The organism is Streptomyces sp. NPDC051315 (assembly GCF_044455165.1).
Classification (GTDB): domain Bacteria; phylum Actinomycetota; class Actinomycetes; order Streptomycetales; family Streptomycetaceae; genus Streptomyces.
Map to the genome: position 1 here is coordinate 189,955 of NZ_JBITEN010000001.1, position 22,872 is coordinate 212,826.

Consider the following 22,872-nt stretch of genomic DNA (forward strand, 5'->3'; position numbering starts at 1 on the left):
CGCACCCGGCCGTGGACCCGGTGAAGGAGACCGTCACCCCCGCCCGGCGGAGCGCAGCTCCGTGTCCGTCTTGCCCCCCAGCCAGTCCCCCACGACCCTGCGCGGGCGGGCCCACCGCCGGTCGTGACGGTAGGCCCGCAGCGCCGCTCTGGCGCGAGCCCGCGGCCGTCGGCGGTAGAAGCGGCGGGCCCACCAGGAGCCGGGGCGGGCCAGGCGGACGAAGCCGATCAGGCCGACGAACGGGACGATCACGCTGAAGACCGCCATCCGGGCCTTGCCCTTGCTCAGCACCGCCAGGGCGAACAGGAAGTTGACCGCCACGGTCGAGATGACGCTCCCGCGGTCCTGGCCCTCGTCCGGGCCCACGTCGTCGACACCGAACGGCAGGAAGCCGACCAGGACCAGCCCGACCAGGGCCGCCGTCAGCACGACGACCTCCACGCTCTTGCGGCCCGCCTCCGTCCAGTACACGTCGTCGAGGTGCAGGATCAGCGCGAACTCGTCCAGGACGAGCCCGACGCCGACGCCGAAGACGACCGCGAAGGCGGCCGAGCCGAAGCCGTGCCGGGCGCTCGCCACCGCGCCGAAGCCGCCGAAGACGGTCAGGAGGACACCGGGAACCACGTGGTGGACGTGCACCCCGCCCGCGCTGACATTGCCGAACGGGCCCCTGCCGGCCCGGATCAGACGGGTGATGACGCGGGTGACCACGAAGGTCAGGACGAAGGCGGTGAGGGCGAGGAGCAGCGGCAGCTTGCCCGGCTCCGAGATGTTCCGCTGCCACCAATCTCCCATAGGCGCATTTTCGCCCCCGCCTCCCGGGGGCGCCCGTCCGACCGCCCGGTAACCTGCGCCGGTGTCCACGACCCCGCCCCCTCCCGCGCCCGCGCCCCCGCCCGCCGCCCTCGACGGCCTGCGGTTCGCCTTCGGCACCCTCACCGTCCTCCCGGTCCGGGTGACCCGCTGGGACAGGGAGGCCGCGCGCGGGGGCATGCTCGGCGCCCCGGCGGTCGGACTGGTCGTCGGCGGCTGCGCGGCCGTGCTCGGGGTGCTCGCCCTGTTCCTGGGCGCGGGACCGCTGCTCGCCGCGGTCGCCTCCGCCGCCGTACCCGCCGTCCTCACCCGAGGGCTGCATCTGGACGGGCTGGCCGACACCGCCGACGGGCTGGGCAGCGGCAGGCCCGCCGAGGACGCGCTGCGCATCATGAAGCAGTCGGACATCGGACCGTTCGGTGTGCTCGCCCTGGTCCTCGTGGTGCTCGCGCAGGTGGCCGCGCTGGCCCAGCTGTACGGCGCCTCCTGGGCGCGGGGCGCCCTCGCGGCCGTCGTGGCGGCGGTCGCGGCCCGGCTGGCGCTCACCCAGGCCGCCCGTGCCGGGGTGCCGGCCGCCCGCCCGGAGGGCCTGGGGGCGGCGGTCGCCGGCGTGGTGCCGGTGCCCGGGGCGCTGGCGGTGGCGGGCGTCTGCACGGTCGCCGCGGCGGCTGCGGGCGCGTTCCTCGGCTCCTACGACGCCGTCCGCGCGGCCCTCGCCGTCCTCCTCGCGCTGGCCGCCGCCGAACTCCTCCTGCGTCACTGCACCCGCCGCTTCGGCGGGGTGACCGGCGACGTCTTCGGCGGGCTCGCGGAGACGGCGGCGACGACGGCCCTCGTGGTGCTCTGCCTGGGCCGCTAGGCCCTGTCGTCACATTCCCGTCGTCGCCCGAAGGGCGGCCCTGCGGCGTCAGGTGCGTGCTCTCGGTGTGCCGGGCCCTGACCCTCGTACTGGATGTACTCGGGTCTGGGCCCGGTGCGGCGAGAGTGCGTGCATGGCGTCGCGGGGCAGACGGGAATGTGACGACAGGGCCTAGGCGGGCCCGCCCGGAGCGGAGTTGACGCGGGGGGACACGGCGGGGCAGGGCGGCCCGCGCGAGCTCGCCCGGGGCCGCCAACGGGCTTGCCCTCGTCTCACCGTGACCCGACGGGTGTGAGCCGGGCCGTGGAGTGCGAGGATCGGCCGTGGCGACGACGCCGACCGACGGGTGCGTACGCGTGCATGAGCGAACGCACCCGCACGCGTAGGCTCGTTGCCGGGGTCGACGTACCGGTTCGCCGCGCCGGTGGGGCCGACCCCGTACGACCGCGGCCCCAGCCCGGATCTAGGGTCGGCTGTCGGGCCCGGTCGACCCACACAGATCGGCCATCGCAACTTCACATCGGAAGCGAGATTTCACCACCGTGACTGCTCTCACTCTCAGCACCGCCGCGGCGCCCGGCCTGCGGGCCGACGCGATCGTGATCGGTGTCGCCAAGGGCTCTGCCTCCCGGTCCGGGGACCTGGTCGTCGCCCCCGGCGCAGAGGCCGTGGACAAGGCCTACGACGGCCGGCTCGCCGGCGTCCTGGAGACCCTCGGCGCCACCGGCGCCGAGGGCGAGGTGACGAAGCTGCCCGCCCCGGCCGGCTTCAAGTCACCGCTCGTGCTGGCGGTGGGGCTGGGCGGGGAGCCCGAGAAGGACGCCTCGTACGACCCCGAAGCGCTGCGCAAGGCGGCCGGCGTGGCCGCCCGCGCCCTCGCCGGGTCCAAGAAGGCCGCCTTCGCCCTGCCGCTGACGGACCCCGCCGACCTCGGCGCGGTCGCCGAGGGCGTGGTGCTCGGCGCGTACTCCTTCGACACCTACAAGGAGAACGGCCGCAACGCCAAGGCCGGTAACGGGAAGAAGGGCAAGGCGCCGCTCGCCGAGGCCGTGCTGCTCGGCGCCAAGCCGCGCGACGCCGCCCACAAGGCCGCGCTCGCCCGCGCCTGCGCCGTCTCCGAGGAACTCAACCGCGCCCGCGACCTGATCAACATGCCGCCGAACGACCTCGACCCCGAGGCGTTCGCCGCCATCGCCCAGGCCGCGGCCAAGGAGCACGGCATCAAGGTGCAGGTCCTGGACGAGAAGGCCCTCGCCAAGGGCGGCTACGGCGGCATCCTGGGCGTCGGCTCCGGTTCCGCGTCGGCCCCGCGCCTGGTGAAGCTGTCGTACACCTCCTCCAAGGCGAAGAAGCACCTCGCCTTCGTCGGCAAGGGCATCACCTACGACTCGGGCGGCATCTCGCTGAAGCCGGCCGGGCACAACGAGACGATGAAGTGCGACATGAGCGGTGCGGCGGCGGTCTTCGCGGCCGTGGTCGCGGCCGCGCGGCTGGGTCTGCAGGTCAACGTCACCGGCTGGCTGGCGCTCGCCGAGAACATGCCGTCCGGCTCCGCCACCCGGCCGGGTGACGTGCTGCGCATGTACAGCGGCAAGACGGTCGAGGTGCTCAACACCGACGCCGAGGGCCGGCTGGTGCTCGCCGACGCGCTGTGGGCCGCCTCCCAGGAGAAGCCGGACGCCATCGTGGACGTCGCCACGCTGACCGGCGCGATGATGCTGGCACTGGGGAACCGGACGTTCGGCATCATGGCGAACGACGACGCGTTCCGCTCCACGGTCTTCGAGGCCGCGGAGGAGGTCGGCGAGCCGGCCTGGCCCATGCCGCTGCCGGAGCACCTGCGCAAGGGGATGGACTCCCCCGTCGCCGACATCGCGAACATGGGCGAGCGGATGGGCGGCGGGCTGGTCGCCGGGCTCTTCCTGCGCGAGTTCGTGGGCGAGGGGATCACCTGGGCGCACCTGGACATCGCCGGGCCGGCGTTCAACGAGGGCGGGCCGTTCGGCTACACGCCGAAGGGCGGTACGGGTACCGCCGTGCGCACGCTCGTACGGCTCGCGGAGCTGACCGCCGCGGGTGACCTGGGCTGACGTCCGTCCGACGGCTCCGCCGCGTGGGGGCTGGTCGCGCCCACGCGGCGGAGCCGCACATCGACACGGCCCGCGCTCCCTCGAGGGCGCTCAACCGAACGTGGGGCGTCTCACACCCCGGCCCCGCGTCTCGTCCCCCTCCCACAAGTGCAAAGATGGGGCTCGGCAGGACAGGGCCCCCACCACAGGGCCGACATGAAGAGCGGCCGGACACCAGCCGCCGACCGGTCACCGACGACCGGCGTGGCGCACATGCATGGAGGACGTGACGTGGCGAACGACGCCAGCACCGTTTTCGACCTAGTGATCCTCGGCGGTGGTAGCGGTGGTTACGCCGCGGCCCTGCGCGGAGCGCAGCTGGGCCTGGACGTCGCCCTGATCGAGAAGGACAAGGTCGGCGGTACCTGCCTGCACCGGGGGTGCATTCCCACCAAGGCCCTGCTGCACGCGGGCGAGATCGCCGACCAGGCCCGCGAGAGCGAGCAGTTCGGTGTGAAGGCCACCTTCGAGGGCATCGACGTACCGGCCGTCCACAAGTACAAGGACGAGGTCATCTCGGGCCTGTACAAGGGTCTGCAGGGGCTCGTCGCCTCCCGCAAGGTCACCTACATCGAGGGTGAGGGCCGTCTGTCCTCCCCGACCTCCGTCGACGTGAACGGCCGGCGCGTCCAGGGCCGCCACGTGCTCCTCGCGACCGGCTCGGTGCCGAAGTCGCTGCCGGGCCTGGAGATCGACGGCGACCGCATCATCTCCTCCGACCACGCCCTCGTCCTGGACCGCGTGCCCAAGTCCGCGATCATCCTGGGCGGCGGTGTCATCGGCGTCGAGTTCGCCTCCGCGTGGAAGTCCTTCGGCTCGGACGTCACGATCATCGAGGGCATGAAGCACCTCGTCCCGGTCGAGGACGAGAACAGCTCGAAGCTGCTGGAGCGCGCCTTCCGCAAGCGCGGCATCAAGTTCAACCTCGGCACCTTCTTCTCGAAGGCCGAGTACACCCAGGACGGCGTCAAGGTCACCCTCGCCGACGGCAAGGAGTTCGAGGCCGAGGTCCTGCTGGTGGCCGTCGGCCGCGGCCCGGTGTCGCAGGGTCTGGGCTACGAGGAGCAGGGCGTCGCGATGGACCGCGGCTACGTCCTGGTCGACGAGTACATGCGCACCAACGTGCCGACCATCTCGGCCGTCGGTGACCTGGTCCCCACCCTCCAGCTCGCGCACGTCGGCTTCGCCGAGGGCATCCTGGTGGCGGAGCGTCTGGCCGGTCTCAAGACCGTCCCGATCGACTACGACGGTGTCCCGCGGGTGACGTACTGCCACCCGGAGGTCGCCTCCGTCGGCATCACCGAGGCCAAGGCCAAGGAGATCTACGGCGCGGACAAGGTCGTCGCTCTCAAGTACAACCTGGCGGGCAACGGCAAGAGCAAGATCCTCAAGACCGCGGGCGAGATCAAGCTCGTCCAGGTCAAGGACGGTGCCGTGGTCGGCGTCCACATGGTCGGCGACCGCATGGGCGAGCAGGTCGGCGAGGCCCAGCTGATCTACAACTGGGAGGCGCTGCCGGCCGAGGTCGCGCAGCTCGTCCACGCCCACCCGACGCAGAACGAGGCGCTCGGCGAGGCTCACCTGGCCCTGGCGGGCAAGCCGCTGCACTCGCACGACTGATCCCTCGGTCGACGAAGCGACGACACAGACTTCCGCAATTCGTAAGGAGCAACCGAAACCATGGCGGTTTCCGTAACCCTTCCGGCGCTCGGTGAGAGCGTCACCGAGGGCACTGTCACCCGCTGGCTGAAGGCCGAGGGCGAGCGCGTCGAGGCCGACGAGCCCCTGCTCGAGGTGTCCACCGACAAGGTCGACACCGAGATCCCCTCCCCCGCCGCCGGCATTCTGGCCTCCATCAAGGTCGCCGAGGACGAGACGGTCGAGGTCGGCGCCGAGCTGGCCGTCATCGACGACGGGACCGGCGCCCCCGCTGCCGCCCCGGCCCCGGCCGCCGAGCAGGTCGCCCCGCCGGCTCCCGAGCCGGCCCCGGCCGCCCAGCCGTCCACCGAGCAGGCGGCCCCCGCCCCGGCTCCCACCGCCGAGGCCGCCGCCGGCGGCGGCTCCGCCGAGGGCACGGACGTGGTCCTGCCCGCGCTCGGCGAGTCCGTCACCGAGGGCACCGTCACCCGCTGGCTGAAGTCGGTCGGCGACACCGTCGAGGCCGACGAGCCGCTGCTCGAGGTCTCCACCGACAAGGTCGACACCGAGATCCCGGCGCCCACCTCCGGTGTGCTGCTCGAGATCACGGTCGGCGAGGACGAGACCGCCGAGGTCGGTGCCAAGCTCGCCGTCATCGGCGCCCCGGGTGCCGCCCCGGCTCCGGCCGCCCCGGCTCCGGCTCCCGCCGCCGCTGCCCCGGCGCCCGCTCCGGCCGCGCCCGCCGCCCCGGCTCCGGCTCCCGCCCCGGCTGCTCCGGCCGCGCCCGCCGCCCCGGCCCCGGCTGCTCCGGCCCCGGCCGCTCCGGCCGCCCCGGCCGCCGCCGCTCCGGCCCCGGCCCAGCCCGCGGCCCCTGCTCCCGCCCCGGCCCCGGCCCCGGTCACCCCCGCTCCGGCCGCCCCGGCGCCCGCCGCCGCGCAGGCCACCGACGAGGGCGCCTACGTCACCCCGCTGGTGCGCAAGCTCGCCGCCGAGAACGGCGTCGACCTGGGCTCCGTCAAGGGCACCGGCGTCGGCGGCCGGATCCGCAAGCAGGACGTCGTCGCCGCCGCCGAGGCCGCGAAGGCCGCCGCCGCTGCCCCGGCCCCCGCCGCGGCCGCCCCGGCCGCCGCCCGGAAGGCCCCGGCGCTGGAGGTCTCCCCGCTGCGCGGCCAGACCGTCAAGATGCCCCGCATCCGCAAGGTCATCGGCGACAACATGGTCAAGGCGCTGCACGAGCAGGCCCAGCTGTCGTCGGTCGTCGAGGTCGACGTCACGCGTCTGATGAAGCTGCGCGCCAAGGCGAAGGACTCCTTCGCGGCCCGCGAGGGCGTCAAGCTCTCCCCGATGCCGTTCTTCGTGAAGGCGGCGGCCCAGGCGCTGAAGGCCCACCCGGTCATCAACGCCAAGATCAACGAGGCCGAGGGCACGATCACCTACTTCGACACCGAGAACGTCGGTATCGCGGTGGACTCGGAGAAGGGCCTGATGACCCCGGTCATCAAGGGCGCGGGCGACCTCAACATCGCCGGTATCGCCAAGGCCACGGCCGACCTGGCGGGCAAGGTCCGCGCCAGCAAGATCACCCCGGACGAGCTGTCCGGTGCGACCTTCACCATCTCCAACACCGGTTCGCGCGGTGCGCTCTTCGACACGATCATCGTGCCGCCGGGCCAGGTCGCGATCCTCGGCATCGGTGCCACGGTGAAGCGTCCGGCCGTCATCGAGACGGAGGAGGGCACGGTCATCGGCGTCCGCGACATGACGTACCTGACCCTGTCCTACGACCACCGTCTGGTGGACGGCGCCGACGCCGCGCGTTACCTGACCGCGGTCAAGGCGATCCTGGAGGCGGGCGAGTTCGAGGTCGAGCTCGGGCTGTAGGCCTTCTGGTACGTACCGTTCGGTGCCCCCGTTCGGAGCCCTCGGGTCTCCGGGCGGGGGTTCCGCGCGTTTCGACGCGTTTCGGGGGCGTGTAAGTCTCGTCTCACCTGCGGGAAAGCGCCCCCGCACGCCCCTCCCGGACAGGCCGTCGGCCTTATTGTCTTAGCGTCGAACGCCCCAGGGGCCGATGGGCGGCCCCTCCCTAAGGAGCCCTCATGACCGCGCCCGTCGTCCACTCGCTGCGCGAGCAGATCCGCGAGCACATCGTGGAGGGGATCGTCAGCGGGCGCTGGAAGCCGGGCGAGCGGATCGTGGAGCGCCGGATCGCCACCGAGCTGGAGGTCAGCCAGACGCCCGTGCGGGAGGCGCTGCGCGAGCTGGAGGCGCTGCGGCTGATCGAGTCCGCGCCGAACAAGGGCGTACGGGTCAGGAACCTCACGGCCGCCGACCTGGAGGAGATCTACCCGGTCCGGGCCGGTCTGGAGCAGATCGCCGCCGAGCTGGCGGCGCAGCGGCTGGCCGAGGAGACCTCGGTGCTGGAGACCGAGGTCGCTGCGCTGTACGAGGCGGACCGCGCGGCCGACGGCGAGGCGCAGGTGCGGCACACCGTGGCCTTCCACCGGGAGATGGTGCGGGCGGCCGGGAACAGCGTGCTGCTGCACACCTGGGAGGGGCTGGGCATCGAGGTGTTCACGGCGCTGTCGATCCGGTGGCTGGGGACGCGGCAGCAGTCGTACGCGGAGGAGCACCAGGCACTGGTGGAGGCCTTCAGGCACCGGGATCCGGACATCGGCCGCCTGGTGAAGGAGCACGTGCTGGGCTGCGCCCCCCGCGCCGCCCACCCGCACTCCTGACCCGCGCGTCCGCCGCACTCCTGACGGTCCGCCGGCTCTCCCCTTCGGCCCGTCCGCGCCGCTGTGCGGGACGGGGCCGGCCCATGAGGCGCCGTGCGCTCATCCTGCGGGGAACGCTGTGTCCTCCGGTGCGTCGACCAGGCTCCCACGGGCCGATGAAGGCCGCGTGACCCGGCCCGTGCCGTCCACACCCGCCCTCCGCCGATCCGTTTCGTCCGCATTCACTGCGTCGAGGTCGGAACTGTCCGAAGCCGTCCGTTCCGCATGCGGTGGCCGACCGCTGTACCGGCACCCCCTCCGGGGCCGCCGACACCACGCCCGGACTCCCTGCCCCCTGCACACATCAGCCCTCGACAGCTCAGGTGAGCAGGGAAAACGCGGCACCGGGTGCCCGAATCGCTGGCACCGCATGCCGACTTTTCCCCAGAGCGAGAGTTTTTCTCCGTCCCCCTTTGATCGATCATCGATCAGGGGGTTACAGTCGCCGACGGGCCGCGCGACGGAGCCGCATAACGGCACCGCACCAGAGCCCCACCGCCCTGTCCTGCCAAAGACCAAGGGCACCCCCGAACCCTTACCGATGAGGGAACCCCCTTCGACTGAGGAAGGCGGCGACATGACCGACCCCAACGCCATCCAGACGAGCGCGCTCGACCAGCTCCCCGACCGGGATCCGGAGGAGACCGCCGAATGGCAGGCCTCCCTGGACGCGGTCGCCAAGGCGGCCGGGCCGCACCGTGCCGCGTACCTGATGCGCCGCACGCTGGAGCGCGCCGAGGGCGCCGGCATCGCGTTGCCGAAGCTGCTCGAGACGGACTACGTCAACACGATCCCCACCACCGCCGAGCCCGCCGTACCGGGTGACGAGGCGATGGAGGCCCGGATCACCGCCTGGAACCGCTGGAACGCGGCCGCGATGGTGACCCGGGGCAGCAAATACGGCGTCGGCGGCCACATCGCCACCTTCGCCTCCGCCGCCTGGCTGTACGAGACCGGCTTCAACCACTTCTTCAAGGGCAAGGAGGCCGACGGCTCGGGCGACCAGCTCTACATCCAGGGCCACGCCTCCCCCGGGATCTACGCCCGCGCCTTCCTCGACGGCCGGCTGAACGAGAGCCACCTGGACAACTTCCGCCAGGAGGCGGGCGGCAACGGCCTCCCGTCGTATCCGCACCCGCGGCGTCTGCCCTGGCTGTGGGAGTTCCCGACCGTCTCCATGGGCCTCGGCCCGCTCTCCGCGATCTACCAGGCGCGCTTCAACCGCTACCTGACCCACCGCGGCATCAAGGACGTCTCCGCGTCGCACGTGTGGGCGTTCCTCGGCGACGGCGAGATGGACGAGCCCGAGTCGACGGCGGCCCTCGCGCTCGCCGCCCGCGAGGAGCTGGACAACCTCACCTTCGTCATCAACTGCAACCTGCAGCGCCTCGACGGCCCGGTCCGCGCCAACTTCAAGATCGTTCAGGAGCTGGAGGCCCAGTTCCGCGGCGCCGGCTGGAACGTGATCAAGACGTTGTGGGGGACGGCCTGGGACGAGCTGTTCCGGCTCGACACCACCGGCGCGCTGGTACGCCGCCTGCGCGAGGTACCGGACGCCCAGGTGCAGACGTACCAGACCCGCGACGCCGCCTACATCCGCCAGGACTTCTTCGGCGCCGACCCGGCGCTCGTCGAGATGGCGAAGCTGCTGAGCGACGACAAGATCCTCGAGTGTTTCCACCTCTCCCGCGGTGGTCACGAGGCGCGCAAGGTGTACGCCGCCTACCGGGCCGCCCTCGCGCACAAGGGCGCGCCGACCGTGATCCTGGCCCAGACCGTCAAGGGCCACACCCTCGGTGAGGGCTTCGCGTCGAAGAACGCCAACCACCAGATGAAGAAGCTGACGGTGGACGAGTTCAAGACGATGCGCGACCTGCTGGAGCTGCCGATCTCCGACAGCCAGTTCGTCGACGGTGTCGTGCCCTACGGCCACCCGGGCGCCGACTCCCCCGAGGTCCGCTACCTCCAGGAGCGCCGCGCGGCCCTCGGCGGCCCCGCCCCGGCCCGCCGCGTCCACCCCGTCGTGCCGCTGCCCGCGCCCGCCGAGAAGGCCTTCGCCTCCTTCGACAAGGGCTCCGGCTCGCAGAACGTCGCGACCACGATGGCCTTCGTCCGCCTGGTCAAGGACCTGGTCCGCGACAAGGAGACCGGCAAGCGCTGGGTGCCGATCGTCCCCGACGAGGCGCGCACCTTCGGCATGGAGTCGCTCTTCCCGTCCCTCGGCATCTACTCGCCCAAGGGCCAGACGTACGAGCCGGTCGACCGCGACCAGCTGATGTACTACAAGGAGGCCAAGAACGGCCAGATCCTCAACGAGGGGATCACCGAGGCCGGTTCGATGGCCGACTTCATCGCCGCTTCCACGTCGTACGCGACGCACGGCGAGGCGATGATCCCGTTCTACATCTTCTACTCGATGTTCGGCTGGCAGCGCACGGCCGACCAGATGTGGCAGCTCGGCGACCAGCTCGGCCGCGGCTTCCTCGTCGGCGCCACGGCCGGCCGGACGACCCTGACGGGCGAGGGCCTCCAGCACGCCGACGGCCACTCCCCGGTCATCGCCGCGACCAACCCGGCCGCGCTGACGTACGACCCGGCCTTCGCGTACGAGATCGCCGTCATCGTCAAGGACGGTCTGCGCCGCATGTACGGCGAGGCCGCGCCGGGCGAGGACCCGAACGTCTTCTACTACCTGACCGTCTACAACGAGCCGCTGCCGCAGCCCGCCAAGCCGTCCGGCCTCGGTATCGACGAGGGCATCGTCAAGGGCCTGTACCGCTTCAACACGGCGGAGTCGGCCGGTATCACGCCGGTGGCCAACGCGCCGCGGATCCAGCTGCTCGGCTCCGGCACGGCGATCCACTGGGTGCTCGAGGCGCAGAAACTGCTCGCCGAGGAGTGGGGCGTGGCCGCCGACGTCTGGTCCGCCACCTCCTGGACCGAGCTGCGCCGGGACGCGCTGGAGGCCGACGCGGCCCTGCTGCGCGGCGAGGAGCGCGTGCCGTACGTCCGCCAGGCGCTCCAGGGCGCCGAGGGCCCGGTGCTGGCGGTCTCCGACTACATGCGTCAGGTCCCGGACCAGATCGCGCAGTGGGTCGAGCAGGACTGGTCCTCGCTGGGCGCCGACGGCTTCGGCCTGTCGGACACCCGTGAGGCGGCCCGCCGCCACTTCGGCGTCGACGCCCAGTCGGTGGTCGTCGCGGCCCTGGCCCAGCTCGCCAAGCGCGGCGAGGTCAAGGCGACCGCGGTGAAGGAAGCGCGCGAGAAGTACGGCCTGTAGGTCTCCGGGTCGTCGCTTCGGCGGAGAGGGGTACGGCGGTTGCGCCGTGCCCCTCTCGTTGTCGGTGGGCCCCGGCATCATGGCCGTATGCGTGCTGCCCGGCTGATCAAGATGGTGCTGTTGCTCCAGTCCCGACCCGCCATGACCGCCGCCGAGCTGGCGCGGGAGCTGGAGGTGTCGGAGCGGACGGTCACCCGGGACGCGCAGGCGCTGTCGGAGGCGGGGGTGCCGGTGTACGCCGAGCGGGGGCGGGCCGGGGGCTACCGGCTGGTCGGCGGGTACCGGACGCGGCTGACGGGGCTGGCCCGCGGGGAGGCCGAGGCGCTGTTCCTGAGCGGGGTGCCGGGAGCGCTGCGGGAGATGGGGCTCGAGGACGCGGCCTCGGCGGCCCGGCTGAAGGTGTCGGCGGCGCTGCTGCCCTCGCTGCGGGACGCCCCGCGGACGGCGGCGCAGCGCTTCCACCTGGACGCGCCCGGCTGGTTCCAGGAGCCGAGGACGCCCGAGCTGCTGCCGGTGGTCGCGGAGGCGGTGTGGGACGACCGGCGGATACGGGCCCGTTACCGGCGCGGTGCGCAAGAGGGCGAGCGGGAGGTCGTGCGGGAGCTGGAGCCGTACGGGCTCGTCCTCAAGGCGGGCGTCTGGTACCTGTGCGCGCGGGTGGTCGGCGCCGGGTCGCTGCGGACGTACCGGATCGACCGGTTCGCGGGTGCGGAGGCGCTGGAGGACCGCTTCGTCCGGGACGAGGACTTCGATCTGCCGGGCTACTGGGCCGAACAGGCCGAGCGGTTCGCGCGGTCGATCCTGCGGGCCGAGGTGGTCCTGCGGCTCTCGGCGGCGGGCGTGCGCAGGCTGCCGCACGCCGTGGACCCCGTGGCGGCCCGGGACGCGCTGGCGGAGGCCGGCGAGGCCGACGGACAGGGGTGGGTGACGGTCGTGCTGCGGGTCGAGTCCGAGGACGTGGCGCACACCCAGCTCACCGCCCTGGGGCCGGAGGCCGAGGTGCTCTCCCCGCCGTCCCTGCGCCGCCGTCTCGCCGAGGACGCGACGCGCCTGGCCGGCCTGTACCGGGGCTGACGATCCACCGCGCTGCGGACAGGGTCCGCCGGCCGGGGCGGCAACAATCACCCGCACTCCAGGTGCGGCCCACCCGTGCAGGCACGATGCTGGGACGCGTGATGGACGAGACGGAGTTCTGGGAGATGGTCGACGCCACGCGCGAGGCCGCCGAGGGCGATCCCGAGGAACAGGCCGACCTGCTCGTCGACCGGCTGCTGCAGATGGAGCCGGAGATGGTCCTGGACTTCGCCCGTCACTTCGAGGCCCGCTACAACCGCGCGTACACCTGGGACCTGTGGGGCGCCGCCTGGGTGCTGCTCGACGGGGCCAGCGACGACGCCTTCGACTTCTTCCGGTGCTGGCTGATCGGGCAGGGCCGGGAGGTCTACGAGGGGGGCGTGCACGACCCGGACTCGCTCGCGGAGCTGCTGGACGACTTCGACGAGGAGATCGACGGCGACGGCGAGGAGCTGGGGTACGCGGCCGACGAGGCCTACGAGCAGCTCACCGGGACCGTCGCTCCGGACCTGGGCATCGCGCCCGCCCCGGCGGAGCCCGAGGGCACGCCGGTCGACTTCGAGAACGAGCGGGCGCTCGCGGAGCGGTATCCGCGGCTGTGGGAGCGCTTCAGGGGGTGAGCCCCCGGGCGGCTCAGACCGCGGGGCGGCGGCGGGTGGTGTCCGACGGGATGTAGGCCTGCGCCGGCTCGGCCCTCACCGCCTGGTGCAGCGGCGCCTTGTTGGCCTGCTCCAGGGCGGACGCCGTGGTGGCGGCCGGCCCCAGGACGACCGCGGCGACGGCGCAGACGACCGTCCAGGGGCTGCGGGCGGCCCTGGTCCAGCCGGCCTCGCGGTCGACGGTCCCCGTGGTCTCGGTACGGCTGTTGTTCATCTTCCCCACCTCCGGTCGGCTTGTGTCGTGCATGACCGTAGAACGCGGGGATGGGAGAACTCTGAACTCCGGCTGAGAGCTCCCAACAAAAGGGCAGTCCGATCAGCTCGCGGCGTCCGGTGCGTGCGATCGCAAGGCGCCGAAGGTCTTTGTAGTGGAGCCACCAGGGCCTTCCGGCAACGCGGCGAGCGTGCGTGCCGGGCGTCGCGAGCCGGACGCCCCTTTTGTTCGGAGCTCTAAGGCGCTCCTGTGAACAGCGGCTCCTCCCTGCCCTGCAGGCGGGCCGCCGTCCACCGGATCTCCGGCAGACGGGCGCTGAGGGCCGCGCCCGGGCAGCTGGTCATGTAGCCGTCGCTGTGGCCGGCGACGGCGGGCAGGGCGGCGGTGGCGCCGGCGGCGTAGCGGCTGTGGCTGTTGCTGGAGGTCAGACGGACCTCGGCGCGCGGGTCGACGCCGGACAGGCCCAGTTTCCAGGCGGTCAGGGCGGCGATCGCGTCGACCATCGCCTGCGGGACCGGAACACCGGCGGTGAAGGTGCCGAGGGCGGCGACGCCGGCCGTGCGGTGGTTGAAGCCCTGGGTGTGCGCGCCGGTGACGGGGCGGTCGACGCCGCCGGCCCGGCCCTCGTAGACGACGCCGCAGCGGTCGACGAGGAAGTGGTAGCCGATGTCGTCCCAGTCCCGGCCGCCGGTCTGGCCCGCGTACAGGGAGCGGATGATGCCGGGTGCGTCGGCGCAGTCGTAGGTGTTGGGCGAGTCGGTGTGGTGGACGAAGACGGCGAGCACCTTGTCGTCGTAGCGCGGCGGCGGCTGCGGGCGCCGGGCGAGGCCGGTCAGCCAGGCCGAGCGGGGCACGATCGGCGGGCGGGCGGCGGTGTGCGCGGTCACCGGGCGGGTGCCGGCGGGGTGGGCGCCGCGGGCGGCCAGGGCGGCGGTGGCGGTGTGCTCGACGCCGCGCGCGCACAGCGCCAGGGTGACGACCGCGGCGAGTCCCGGCAGACAGCCCAGGGCCACGAGGAGCGGGCCCGGCATCCGCGCCGGGAGCCGTCCCCACCTCCCCCGCGCGGGGCGGGGGACCTGTCGCGTGGCACGCATGGTCCCACTGTCGGCCGGGTGCGCCGGGTCCGCGATGTGTGCTGTGCCACCTGGTGGAACCATCGTCCAGGTCCGCGACGTTTTCGGGGTACACGCACCCGTGGCCGGATCCGCCGACGAGCCGTGCGTGACCGAGTCCGGCTGATCATCGGGCTCGTCCCGTACGTACTGGAGGATCCGAGAGAAAGGCGGCCGGCTCAGTGGACCTGCTCGACATCGTGCTGGTGCTGGTGGTCCTGGCGTACGCCGGCTCCGGGTACCGGCGCGGACTGGTGGCCGGCTGTGTCTCGCTGGCCGGGTTCGTGGGCGGCGCGGCGGTGGGCGTGTGGATCCTGCCGTGGGTGATGGACCTGGTGACCCCGGGGACGACGGCGGCGACGGTGACCGCGGTGCTGACGGTGCTGGTCCCGGCGGCGGTGGGGCACGAGCTGGCGGGGCGGCTGGCGCTGCGGCTGCGCCGGGAGCTGGACCGCGGGCCGCTCCGGGTGGCCGACGGGATCGGCGGCGCGGCGGCGAACGCGGTGGCGGTGCTGATCGTGGCGTGGGTGGCGGCGAGCGTGCTGGGCGCGTCCTCGTCGGCGGTCGTGACGTCCGCGATCCGTGACTCCCGGCTGCTGGGGACGGTGCAGAACACGATGCCGGACACCACGCCGGCGTGGTTCTCGCGGGCCACGTCGGCGCTGACCGAGGCGGGCTTCCCGCAGGTCTTCAACCCGTTCGAGAACGAGTCGACGGCCGAGGTCGCCGAGCCCTCCGGCGACAGCGTCACGGCGAGCGCGACGAACGCGGCCAGGCTGAGCACGGTCAAGATCGAGGGCGTCTCGGGCGAGCAGGGCCGAGAGGGCAGCGGGTTCGTGTACGCGCCGGAGCATGTGATGACCAACGCCCACGTGGTGGCGGGCATCGACGACCCGACCGTGCGGGTCGGGGGCGTGGGGCGGTCGTACGAGGCACGGGTGGTGCTGTTCGATCCGGACAAGGACGTGGCCGTGCTGTACGTGCCCGAGCTGCGGGCGCCGGTCCTGCGGTTCGACGACGGCGCCTCCCGCGGGGACTCCGCGGTCGTCGCCGGCTATCCGCAGGACGGTGACCTCGACCTCCGGGCGGCGACGGTCGCGAACCGGGTCGACGCGACCGGGCGCAACATCTACAACGACGCGACGGTCACCCGTGAGATCTACTCGATCCGCTCCACCGTCCGCCCCGGCAACTCCGGCGGGCCGCTGCTGACCACCGACGGCCAGGTCTTCGGGGTCGTCTTCGCCCGCTCCACCTCGGACGCCGAGACGGGCTACGTCCTGACGGCCGCCGAGGTCGCCGGCGACGCGGAGCGCGCGGCGACGGCGACGGCTCCGGTGGACACGGGCGAGCTGATCCCGTCGTGAGCCCCGGCTGGCCTACAGGGGCCGGCCCATGAAGACGTCGTCCACGTACTCCCCGCCGAGCAGGAACTCCTCCGGCAGGACGCCCTCCACCACGAACCCCTCGGACTCGTAGAGCGTGCGGGCGGGCGTGTTGTGGCCGAGGACGCGCAGGGTGATGCGGCGGGCGCCGCGCCGGCGGGCCTCCTCGACGGCCGCGCGGATCAGCGCGCGCCCCACGCCCCGGCCGCGCGCCTCGTCGGCGACGGCGAGGCCCTGGATCTGCCGTACGTGCGTGTTGCAGGCGAGCGGGGTGGGAAAGCCGAGTTGGACGTAGCCGACGACTCGGCCGTCGAGTTCGGCGACGAGGGTGTCCTCGGGGGTGCGGCGTTCGCTGAAGAAGGGGCCGTACGGCGGTTGCGGCTCGGGCATGACCGCGTGCAGGGTGGACCAGGTGAGGCGGTCGATCAGGCCGAGGGCCTCGTCGTCGGCGGGCCGGGCGACGCGTATGCGCGGTTCCTTGGGCTGGGACATGCGCGTCACCCTACGTCCCGGTCAGCGGGTCCCCACCTGAGTTTTCCGGGGCACCGGGCAGGATGCTCGCATGGAACGTGCACGCATCGCGGTGGCCGGTGCCTCCGGTCTCATCGGAAGCGCCCTGGTGCGGTCCCTGACCGCCGACGGACACGAGGTGGTGCGCCTGGTGCGCCGGGCGCCCCGGGGCACCGAGGAGGTGCGCTGGGATCCCGAGCGGGGGCAGGTGGACCCGGCGGGGCTCGCCGGCTGCGACGCCGTGGTCAATCTGGCGGGGGCCGGTGTCGGCGACCAGCGGTGGACCGAGGCGTACAAACGGCGGATCCACGACAGCCGGGTGCACGGGACGGCCGCGCTCGCGCGGGCGGTCGCCGCGCTGGACGAGCCGCCGCGGGTGTTCGTCAACGGCAGTGCGATCGGCATCTACGGCGAGACGGGCGAGCGGGTCGTCGACGAGAGCGCGCCCGCCGGGCACGGCTTCCTGCCGGAGCTGTGCGTGGAGTGGGAGGCGGCGGCGGATCCGGCCCGCGAGGCGGGTGTGCGCACGGTGTTCACGCGGACCGGGCTGGTCGTGGCGCGCGGCGGCGGGGCCTGGGGGCGGCTGTTCCCGCTGTTCGCGGCGGGTCTCGGAGGCCGGATGGGCGACGGACGGCAGTACTGGTCGTTCATCGCGCTGCACGACGAGATCGCGGCGATCCGGCATCTCCTGGACCGCGAGGACCTGTCCGGGCCGTTCAACCTGACCGCTCCCGAGCCGCGGACGAACCGTGAGATCACCGCGGTGATGGCGCGGGTGATGCGCCGGCCGGCGCTGTTCAGGGTGCCGGCTCCGGTGCTGCGGGCGGTGCTGGGCGAGATGGCCGGGGACGTGCTGGGCAGCGCGCGGGTGGTGCCCAGGAGACTGCTGGAGTCGGGGTTCACTTTCGCGTTTCCCGGGATCGAGGACGCCGTCCGAGCGGCCTGACACCGCGTTGGACCGCATGCGACCGCCGTGCGACCGTGCCCTGTGCATGCGCGACTGTTCCCGACCGATCACGGCCCTACCCTCGATCCGAACTCGGGTATCCCGGACGCCCGTTGGGGGCATGACGTCTCCACCGGCCGCGCAACCTCGAGGCGAGGAGGGGCACGTGCTTGAGCCCGCGTACCAGGCAGACGTCGTCGTGGTGGGAGCCGGGGTCGCCGGCCTCGCCGCGGCCCATCGACTGACCAGCGCAGGAGTGGCCACGGCGGTACTGGAGGCCGCCCCCTGTGTGGGCGGCCGCATGGCGACGGAGAAGGTCGACGGCTTCCGGCTCGACCGCATCGGACAGCTGTTGTCCACGGCGTATCCCGAACTGGCGCTGACCCCGGGGCTGGATACGCTCGTCCTGCGTCCGTTCGCCCCCGGGGTGCTGCTGCACAGCGACGGGCGCCACCTTCGCGCGGGCGCGCACACCGGCGCGGGGAGCGCGAGGGGCGCACTCCATGCCGTACGCGCCCTCGCAAGCGCCCCGCGGCCCGGGGCGATGCCCAGGCCCCGTACGGGCGTCTCCCGTGCGGTGCCGCTGTCCGGCAGGCGGGCGGGCGCGCCCTGGCAGGCCGTGCCCCCGCCCCGGCTGCGGGCGGGCGCCCCGCTGGGCACCGCCGTGGACCAGGCCCGGCTCGGTGCCGCGCTCACCCGGCTCGCCGCCACCCCCGCCGAGCGGCTGCTGCGCCGCCCGGAGGCACCGGCCGCCGAGGCCCTCGCGGCCCGCGGTCTGCCCGCCCGCACCATCGACGGCTTCCTGCGACCCCTGCTCGCCGCCCTGCTCTGCGATCCCGGCCTGACCACCTCCAGCCGGTGCGCGGACCTCGCGCTGCGCGCCTTCGCGGCCGGGCGGCTGTGCCTGCCCGAGGGCGGGGCCGAGACGCTCCCGGAGCTGCTCGCGCGGACGCTGCCGCCGGGCACCGTGCACACCGGGGTGCGGGTCACCTCCGTCTCCACCACCTCGGTGACCACCGCGGAACACGGCGAGTTCCGCTGCCGCGCGGTGCTGGTCGCCACCGACGCGCGCACCGCCGCGGAGCTGCTGCCCGGGCTCCGGGTGCCCGACTTCCACCCGGTGACGGTCCTGCACCACACCACCGACGAGCCGCCGCCCACCGGCGCCTCGCTGCTCCTGGACGCCGACCGGGGCGGCCCGGTCGCCCACACGGCGGTGACCAGCGCCGTCGACCCCGGCCGCGCCCCCGCCGGCCGCACGCTGATCTCGTCCACGGTCCTGGGCACACCCCCGCCCGGCGTCGACACGGCGGTCCGCATGCACCTCTCCCGCCTCTACGGCACCTCGACCGCCCGCTGGGAGACGCTGGCCGTGCACCACACCCCCGAGGCCGTCCCCGCGATGCGCGCCCCGCACGACCTGCGCCGCCCGGTACGGCTGCTGGCGGGCCTGTACGTGTGCGGCGACCACCGGGACACCAGCACCGTGCAGGGGGCGCTGCACTCGGCGCACCGGGCGGCCGCGACGATCCTGTCCGACCTGGGTGCGGCCGGCTCGATGCACCTCGCCGACCCGGTGCCGACGGTGCCGAGGGCGGCGTAGGCGCCGGGGCGACCGGCAGCTTCCGCCCCGGACCCCCGCTTCGGCCGGGGGTCCGGGGGCGGCGATCCCCGAGGGGCGGCAGCCCCAGGGGCGGGACGCGTCGGGGCGTAGGGGGCGAGAACGCTCCGCCGCCGGCTACCCCAGCGCCGCCACCTTGTCCCGGTACGTCCGCACGGGAGCCGCGTCCTTGTACGGCTCCAGCCTGCGCTCGAAGTCCTTGACGTACTCCACCGCGCGCACCGAGCGCATCTCCGCCGCCTGGACCGCCGCCTCGGCGGCGAGCTGGCAGGCCTGGTCGAGTTCGCCGAGGCCGAGACGGGCCGAGGCGAGGACGACACGGCAGAAGAGGCGGCTGCGGGCGTAGGCGGCGGGGCGGAGCTGGAGGGAGCGTTCGGCGTGCTGGGCGGCGGCGCGGAACTGCTGGAGGTCGCGGTGGCAGTGCCCGAACTCGTCGGCGAGCTGACCCTCGTCGAAGAACCGCGCCCAGTACGGCACCTCGTCCCCGGCCCTGACCGCCTCCAGCGCGCGCTCGGCCCGTACCAGTGACGCGGTGCAGGCACGCACCTCGCCCAGCACCCCGTGGCCGCGCGCCTCGGCCGCGTGCAGCAGCGCCTGGACCACCGGCGGGGCGTTCGTGCCGATGCCCTGCTGGGCGACGCGCGCGAGCTGCACGGCCTCCCGGCCGTGGCCGAGGTAGACGGCCTGACGGCTCATGGTGACCAGGACGAACGAGCCGTACGCCCGGTCCCCGGCGGCCTGGGACAGGCGCAGGGCCTGGACGAAGTAGCGCTGGGCCAGTCCGTGCGCGGCGATGTCGAAGGAGGTCCAGCCCGCGAGGCGGGTCAGGTCGGCGGCGGCGCCGAAGAGACGGCGGCCGGTCTGCTCGCCGTAGGTACCGCGCAGCATGGGCTCGCACTCGTGTTCCAGGTAGCGCACGAGGGCCTGGCGGGCGTGACCGCCGCCGTACATGTTGTCGAGGGTGCGGAAGAGCTCGCCCACCGAGCGGAGGGCGGCGATGTCGCCGCCGGTGACGCGCTGGCCCGGGCCGCGCTCGGCCGTACCGCGCTGCCGCGGCACACCGAGGGCGCCGTGCGCGGGCGCGGAAAGGACCGCGGGCGGCGCGGACCTGGCGGAGGACTTGGCCGACGCGGGCCGGCCGGACGGGCGGCTCTGGGCCGGCACCCGGCCGGACTGCTCGGGGCCGCGGGCGACCTTCTCGTCGGCCCGGCCGATCAGCCAGTCCCTGCTGGGGACGACCAGGCCGGCCGGGGTGAAGGCGATCTTGCGCAGCTCGGCGTGGCTGCCGGAGTCCTTGCGCCAGAGCCCGCCGACGATGTCGATGGCCTCCTCGGGGGTGCCGGCGAACTCGAGCCCGGCGTACACGGGGGCGCACGCGTCCAGGCCGAGGTCCTGCGCGGTCAGACGGCGGCCGAGGCGGCGGGTGAACACCTCCGCGATCAGGGCGGGGGTGGTGCCGCGGGGCTGCTGGCCGCGCAGCCATCGGGTGACGGACGTCTTGTCGTATCTGAGATCCAGCCCGTGTTCGAGGCCCAGCTGATCGACGCGCCGGGCCAGACCCGCGTTGGAGAAGCCCGCTTCTGCGATGAGCGCGGCGAGCTGGCGGTTGGGAGTGCGCTGCGCGGGTCGTTCCGTCATCTGCGGTGCGGTCTCCTGCCTTCCGGGCTCTGAAGTGCCCGGATGCCTGTGAGCAGCCCTAATGGCCTCGTGAACGGCGCGAATGTAGCGGAGCGTAAGCATCCGATCGCACATCTCGACGCTCATTCATCCGATCGTGTGAGGATTGACCGCGAGGCTGACGCGCGACGAGCGGACGTACAGTGGCTCGGGCGCGTTACGTGCCTGACACAGCCATCGGCGGCGGCGCCGTATGGCCGCACCGCCGTATCGCCTAGGGAGGCGCTTGCCGTGAGTGAGTTGCGGTTCGTTCGCATGGGCTTCGGAGGGGACGCCGTCGAGTACCAGGAGGCGTGGGACGAGCAGCGCCGGGTGCACGCGGCCCGGTTCGCCGACGAGGTCCCCGACACCGTGCTGCTCCTGGAGCACCCGCCGGTCTACACGGCGGGCCGGCGCACGGCCGACAGCGAGCGCCCCCTGGACGGCACGCCGGTCGTCGACGTGGACCGCGGCGGCAAGATCACCTGGCACGGTCCCGGCCAGCTGGTGGGCTACCCGATCCAGAAACTGCCGCGTCCGGTGGACGTGGTGGCGCACCTGCGCCGCCTCGAGGACGCGATGATCCGCGTCTGCGCGGAGTTCGGCGTCGCCACCAGCCGGGTCGAGGGCCGGGCGGGCGTCTGGGTCCTGGGCGACCCGGTGGAGCAGCGCCCCGCCCTGGGCGGACTCGCCCTGGACTTCGACCCGCGACTGACCGACGAGGAGTTCGACCCCCGTCTCAACGGCCCCGAGTACGCCCCCTCCAACGCCGGCCAGCGCCGCGAGGACCGCAAGATCTGCGCGATGGGCATCCGGGTCGCCAAGGGCGTCACCATGCACGGCTTCGCCCTGAACGTGAATCCCGACACGTCCAACTTCGACAAGATCATCCCCTGTGGCATCCGGGACGCGGGGGTGACCTCCCTCGCCCACGAGCTGGGCCGGGACGTCACCATCGCCGAGGTGCTGCCGGTGGTCGAGCGGCACCTGAAGGACGTCCTGGAGAACGCGGAGCTGAAGCCCCGGGAGATCGAGCGGGCGTCGGCGTAGGCGCCGGCGCGGACGGGCGCCGCGACCCTTGGGGGAATGCTGCCCCGTTCCGCCGGGTTGCCCACCCCGGGGACCGAAAACGTACGGGCGTACCCTGGTGTACGCCGAAGAATCGAAGCTACAGGGAGCCGATGTGTCCGCAGTCGCACCCGACGGACGCAAGATGCTGCGCCTGGAGGTCCGGAACAGCCAGACCCCCATCGAGCGCAAGCCCGAGTGGATCAAGACCCGGGCGAAAATGGGTCCCGAGTACACGAAGATGCAGAACCTCGTGAAGAGCGAGGGACTGCACACCGTCTGCCAGGAAGCCGGCTGCCCCAACATCTACGAGTGCTGGGAGGACCGCGAGGCCACCTTCCTCATCGGCGGCGACCAGTGCACCCGGCGCTGTGACTTCTGCCAGATCGACACCGGCAAGCCCGAGGCCCTCGACCGGGACGAGCCGCGGCGCGTCGGCGAGTCCGTCGTCACCATGGACCTGAACTACGCCACCATCACCGGCGTCGCCCGTGACGACCTGGAGGACGGCGGGGCGTGGCTGTACGCCGAGACCGTCCGGCAGATCCACGAGCAGACCGCCGGGCGTGAGGGCGGACGGACCAAGGTCGAGCTTCTCGCCCCCGACTTCAACGCGGTCCCCGAGCAGCTGGCGGAGGTCTTCTCCTCCCGGCCCGAGGTCTTCGCGCACAACGTCGAGACCGTCCCGCGCATCTTCAAGCGGATCCGGCCCGGCTTCCGCTACGAGCGCTCCCTGAAGGTCATCACCGAGGCCCGCGACGTCGGCCTGGTCACCAAGTCCAACCTCATCCTGGGCATGGGCGAGACCCGCGAGGAGGTCAGCGAGGCGCTGCGGCAGCTGCACGACGCGGGCTGCGAGCTGGTCACCATCACCCAGTACCTGCGCCCGTCCGTGCGCCACCACCCGGTGGAGCGCTGGGTGAAGCCGCAGGAGTTCGTCGAGCTGAAGGAGGAAGCCGAGCAGATCGGCTTCTCGGGCGTGATGTCCGGCCCGCTGGTACGGTCCTCCTACCGCGCCGGGCGCCTGTACCGGATGGCCGTCGAGAAGCGCGGCTCCTACATCGCCGCCCAGGCCGTCTGACACACCGTCACCCGCCTTGCCCCCACGGGGACGAGGCAAGCGTGTGAATTCGG

18 protein-coding genes are annotated in these 22,872 nt (G+C 73.3%); 13 read left to right on the top strand and 5 right to left on the bottom strand.

Annotated elements, in window-relative coordinates; all coding sequences use genetic code 11:
* Positions 1–33 precede the first annotated feature (33 nt).
* Positions 34–795 (bottom strand): hypothetical protein, encoded by a 762-nt coding sequence (locus ACIBBD_RS00860; protein WP_399417090.1) that lies wholly within the window; start codon positions 793–795, stop codon positions 34–36.
* A gap of 61 nt (positions 796–856) precedes the next feature.
* Between ACIBBD_RS00860 and ACIBBD_RS00865 the strand changes: the two genes are divergently transcribed.
* The 8 genes from ACIBBD_RS00865 to ACIBBD_RS00900 all read left to right on the top strand — a co-directional run bounded on the left by ACIBBD_RS00865 (position 857) and on the right by ACIBBD_RS00900 (position 13,187).
* On the top strand, positions 857–1,672 hold the full coding sequence (locus ACIBBD_RS00865; protein WP_399417091.1) for an adenosylcobinamide-GDP ribazoletransferase: 816 nt from the start codon (positions 857–859) through the stop codon (positions 1,670–1,672).
* Between the two features lie 542 nt (positions 1,673–2,214).
* A complete protein-coding gene (locus ACIBBD_RS00870) occupies positions 2,215–3,762 on the top strand; it encodes a leucyl aminopeptidase (protein ID WP_399417092.1) in 1,548 nt (515 codons plus the stop codon).
* Positions 3,763–4,032: 270 nt separating this feature from the next.
* A complete protein-coding gene (gene lpdA, locus ACIBBD_RS00875; RefSeq protein WP_399417093.1) occupies positions 4,033–5,421 on the top strand; it encodes a dihydrolipoyl dehydrogenase in 1,389 nt (462 codons plus the stop codon).
* 60 nt (positions 5,422–5,481) lie between these two features.
* On the top strand, positions 5,482–7,320 hold the full coding sequence (gene sucB / locus ACIBBD_RS00880; protein ID WP_399417094.1) for a 2-oxoglutarate dehydrogenase, E2 component, dihydrolipoamide succinyltransferase: 1,839 nt from the start codon (positions 5,482–5,484) through the stop codon (positions 7,318–7,320).
* 215 nt (positions 7,321–7,535) lie between these two features.
* A complete protein-coding gene (locus ACIBBD_RS00885; protein WP_399417095.1) occupies positions 7,536–8,174 on the top strand; it encodes a GntR family transcriptional regulator in 639 nt (212 codons plus the stop codon).
* 616 nt (positions 8,175–8,790) lie between these two features.
* A complete protein-coding gene (aceE, locus tag ACIBBD_RS00890) occupies positions 8,791–11,493 on the top strand; it encodes a pyruvate dehydrogenase (acetyl-transferring), homodimeric type (RefSeq protein WP_399417096.1) in 2,703 nt (900 codons plus the stop codon).
* 87 nt (positions 11,494–11,580) lie between these two features.
* Positions 11,581–12,567, top strand: a complete 987-nt coding sequence (locus ACIBBD_RS00895; RefSeq protein WP_399417097.1) for a helix-turn-helix transcriptional regulator — start codon at positions 11,581–11,583, stop codon at positions 12,565–12,567.
* 101 nt (positions 12,568–12,668) lie between these two features.
* Positions 12,669–13,187 carry a DUF4240 domain-containing protein gene (locus ACIBBD_RS00900; RefSeq protein ID WP_399417565.1) on the top strand — a complete coding sequence of 173 codons (519 nt, stop codon included), beginning with the start codon at positions 12,669–12,671 and terminating at the stop codon, positions 13,185–13,187.
* Positions 13,188–13,200: 13 nt separating this feature from the next.
* Here the strand turns inward: ACIBBD_RS00900 and ACIBBD_RS00905 are convergent, their stop codons facing one another.
* Together ACIBBD_RS00905 and ACIBBD_RS00910 are read right to left on the bottom strand one after the other, a co-directional pair.
* The gene (locus ACIBBD_RS00905) at positions 13,201–13,440 is read right to left on the bottom strand and encodes a hypothetical protein (RefSeq protein WP_399417098.1); all 240 of its coding nucleotides are present in this window, start codon (positions 13,438–13,440) and stop codon (positions 13,201–13,203) included.
* A 236-nt stretch (positions 13,441–13,676) separates the two neighbouring features.
* On the bottom strand, positions 13,677–14,534 hold the full coding sequence (locus ACIBBD_RS00910) for a peptidoglycan recognition protein (RefSeq protein WP_399417099.1): 858 nt from the start codon (positions 14,532–14,534) through the stop codon (positions 13,677–13,679).
* Between the two features lie 200 nt (positions 14,535–14,734).
* Between ACIBBD_RS00910 and ACIBBD_RS00915 the strand changes: the two genes are divergently transcribed.
* Complete coding sequence (locus tag ACIBBD_RS00915; RefSeq protein WP_399417100.1) at positions 14,735–15,919, top strand: MarP family serine protease; 1,185 nt, start codon at positions 14,735–14,737, stop codon at positions 15,917–15,919.
* Between the two features lie 12 nt (positions 15,920–15,931).
* On the opposite strand, the gene ACIBBD_RS00920 is transcribed toward ACIBBD_RS00915, so the two are convergent.
* Positions 15,932–16,429 carry a GNAT family N-acetyltransferase gene (locus tag ACIBBD_RS00920; RefSeq protein ID WP_399417101.1) on the bottom strand — a complete coding sequence of 166 codons (498 nt, stop codon included), beginning with the start codon at positions 16,427–16,429 and terminating at the stop codon, positions 15,932–15,934.
* A 70-nt stretch (positions 16,430–16,499) separates the two neighbouring features.
* Here ACIBBD_RS00920 and ACIBBD_RS00925 point away from each other — a divergent pair, with 70 nt between their 5' ends.
* Both ACIBBD_RS00925 and ACIBBD_RS00930 read left to right on the top strand, forming a co-directional pair.
* On the top strand, positions 16,500–17,393 hold the full coding sequence (locus ACIBBD_RS00925; RefSeq protein WP_399417102.1) for a TIGR01777 family oxidoreductase: 894 nt from the start codon (positions 16,500–16,502) through the stop codon (positions 17,391–17,393).
* A gap of 166 nt (positions 17,394–17,559) precedes the next feature.
* A complete protein-coding gene (locus ACIBBD_RS00930; protein WP_399417103.1) occupies positions 17,560–18,996 on the top strand; it encodes an NAD(P)/FAD-dependent oxidoreductase in 1,437 nt (478 codons plus the stop codon).
* 135 nt (positions 18,997–19,131) lie between these two features.
* On the opposite strand, the gene ACIBBD_RS00935 is transcribed toward ACIBBD_RS00930, so the two are convergent.
* Positions 19,132–20,652, bottom strand: a complete 1,521-nt coding sequence (locus ACIBBD_RS00935; protein WP_399417104.1) for a regulator — start codon at positions 20,650–20,652, stop codon at positions 19,132–19,134.
* A 270-nt stretch (positions 20,653–20,922) separates the two neighbouring features.
* Between ACIBBD_RS00935 and lipB the strand changes: the two genes are divergently transcribed.
* The gene (gene lipB / locus ACIBBD_RS00940) at positions 20,923–21,720 is read left to right on the top strand and encodes a lipoyl(octanoyl) transferase LipB (protein WP_399417105.1); all 798 of its coding nucleotides are present in this window, start codon (positions 20,923–20,925) and stop codon (positions 21,718–21,720) included.
* A 133-nt stretch (positions 21,721–21,853) separates the two neighbouring features.
* A complete protein-coding gene (gene lipA, locus ACIBBD_RS00945) occupies positions 21,854–22,819 on the top strand; it encodes a lipoyl synthase (protein WP_399417106.1) in 966 nt (321 codons plus the stop codon).
* Positions 22,820–22,872: the final 53 nt, after the last annotated feature.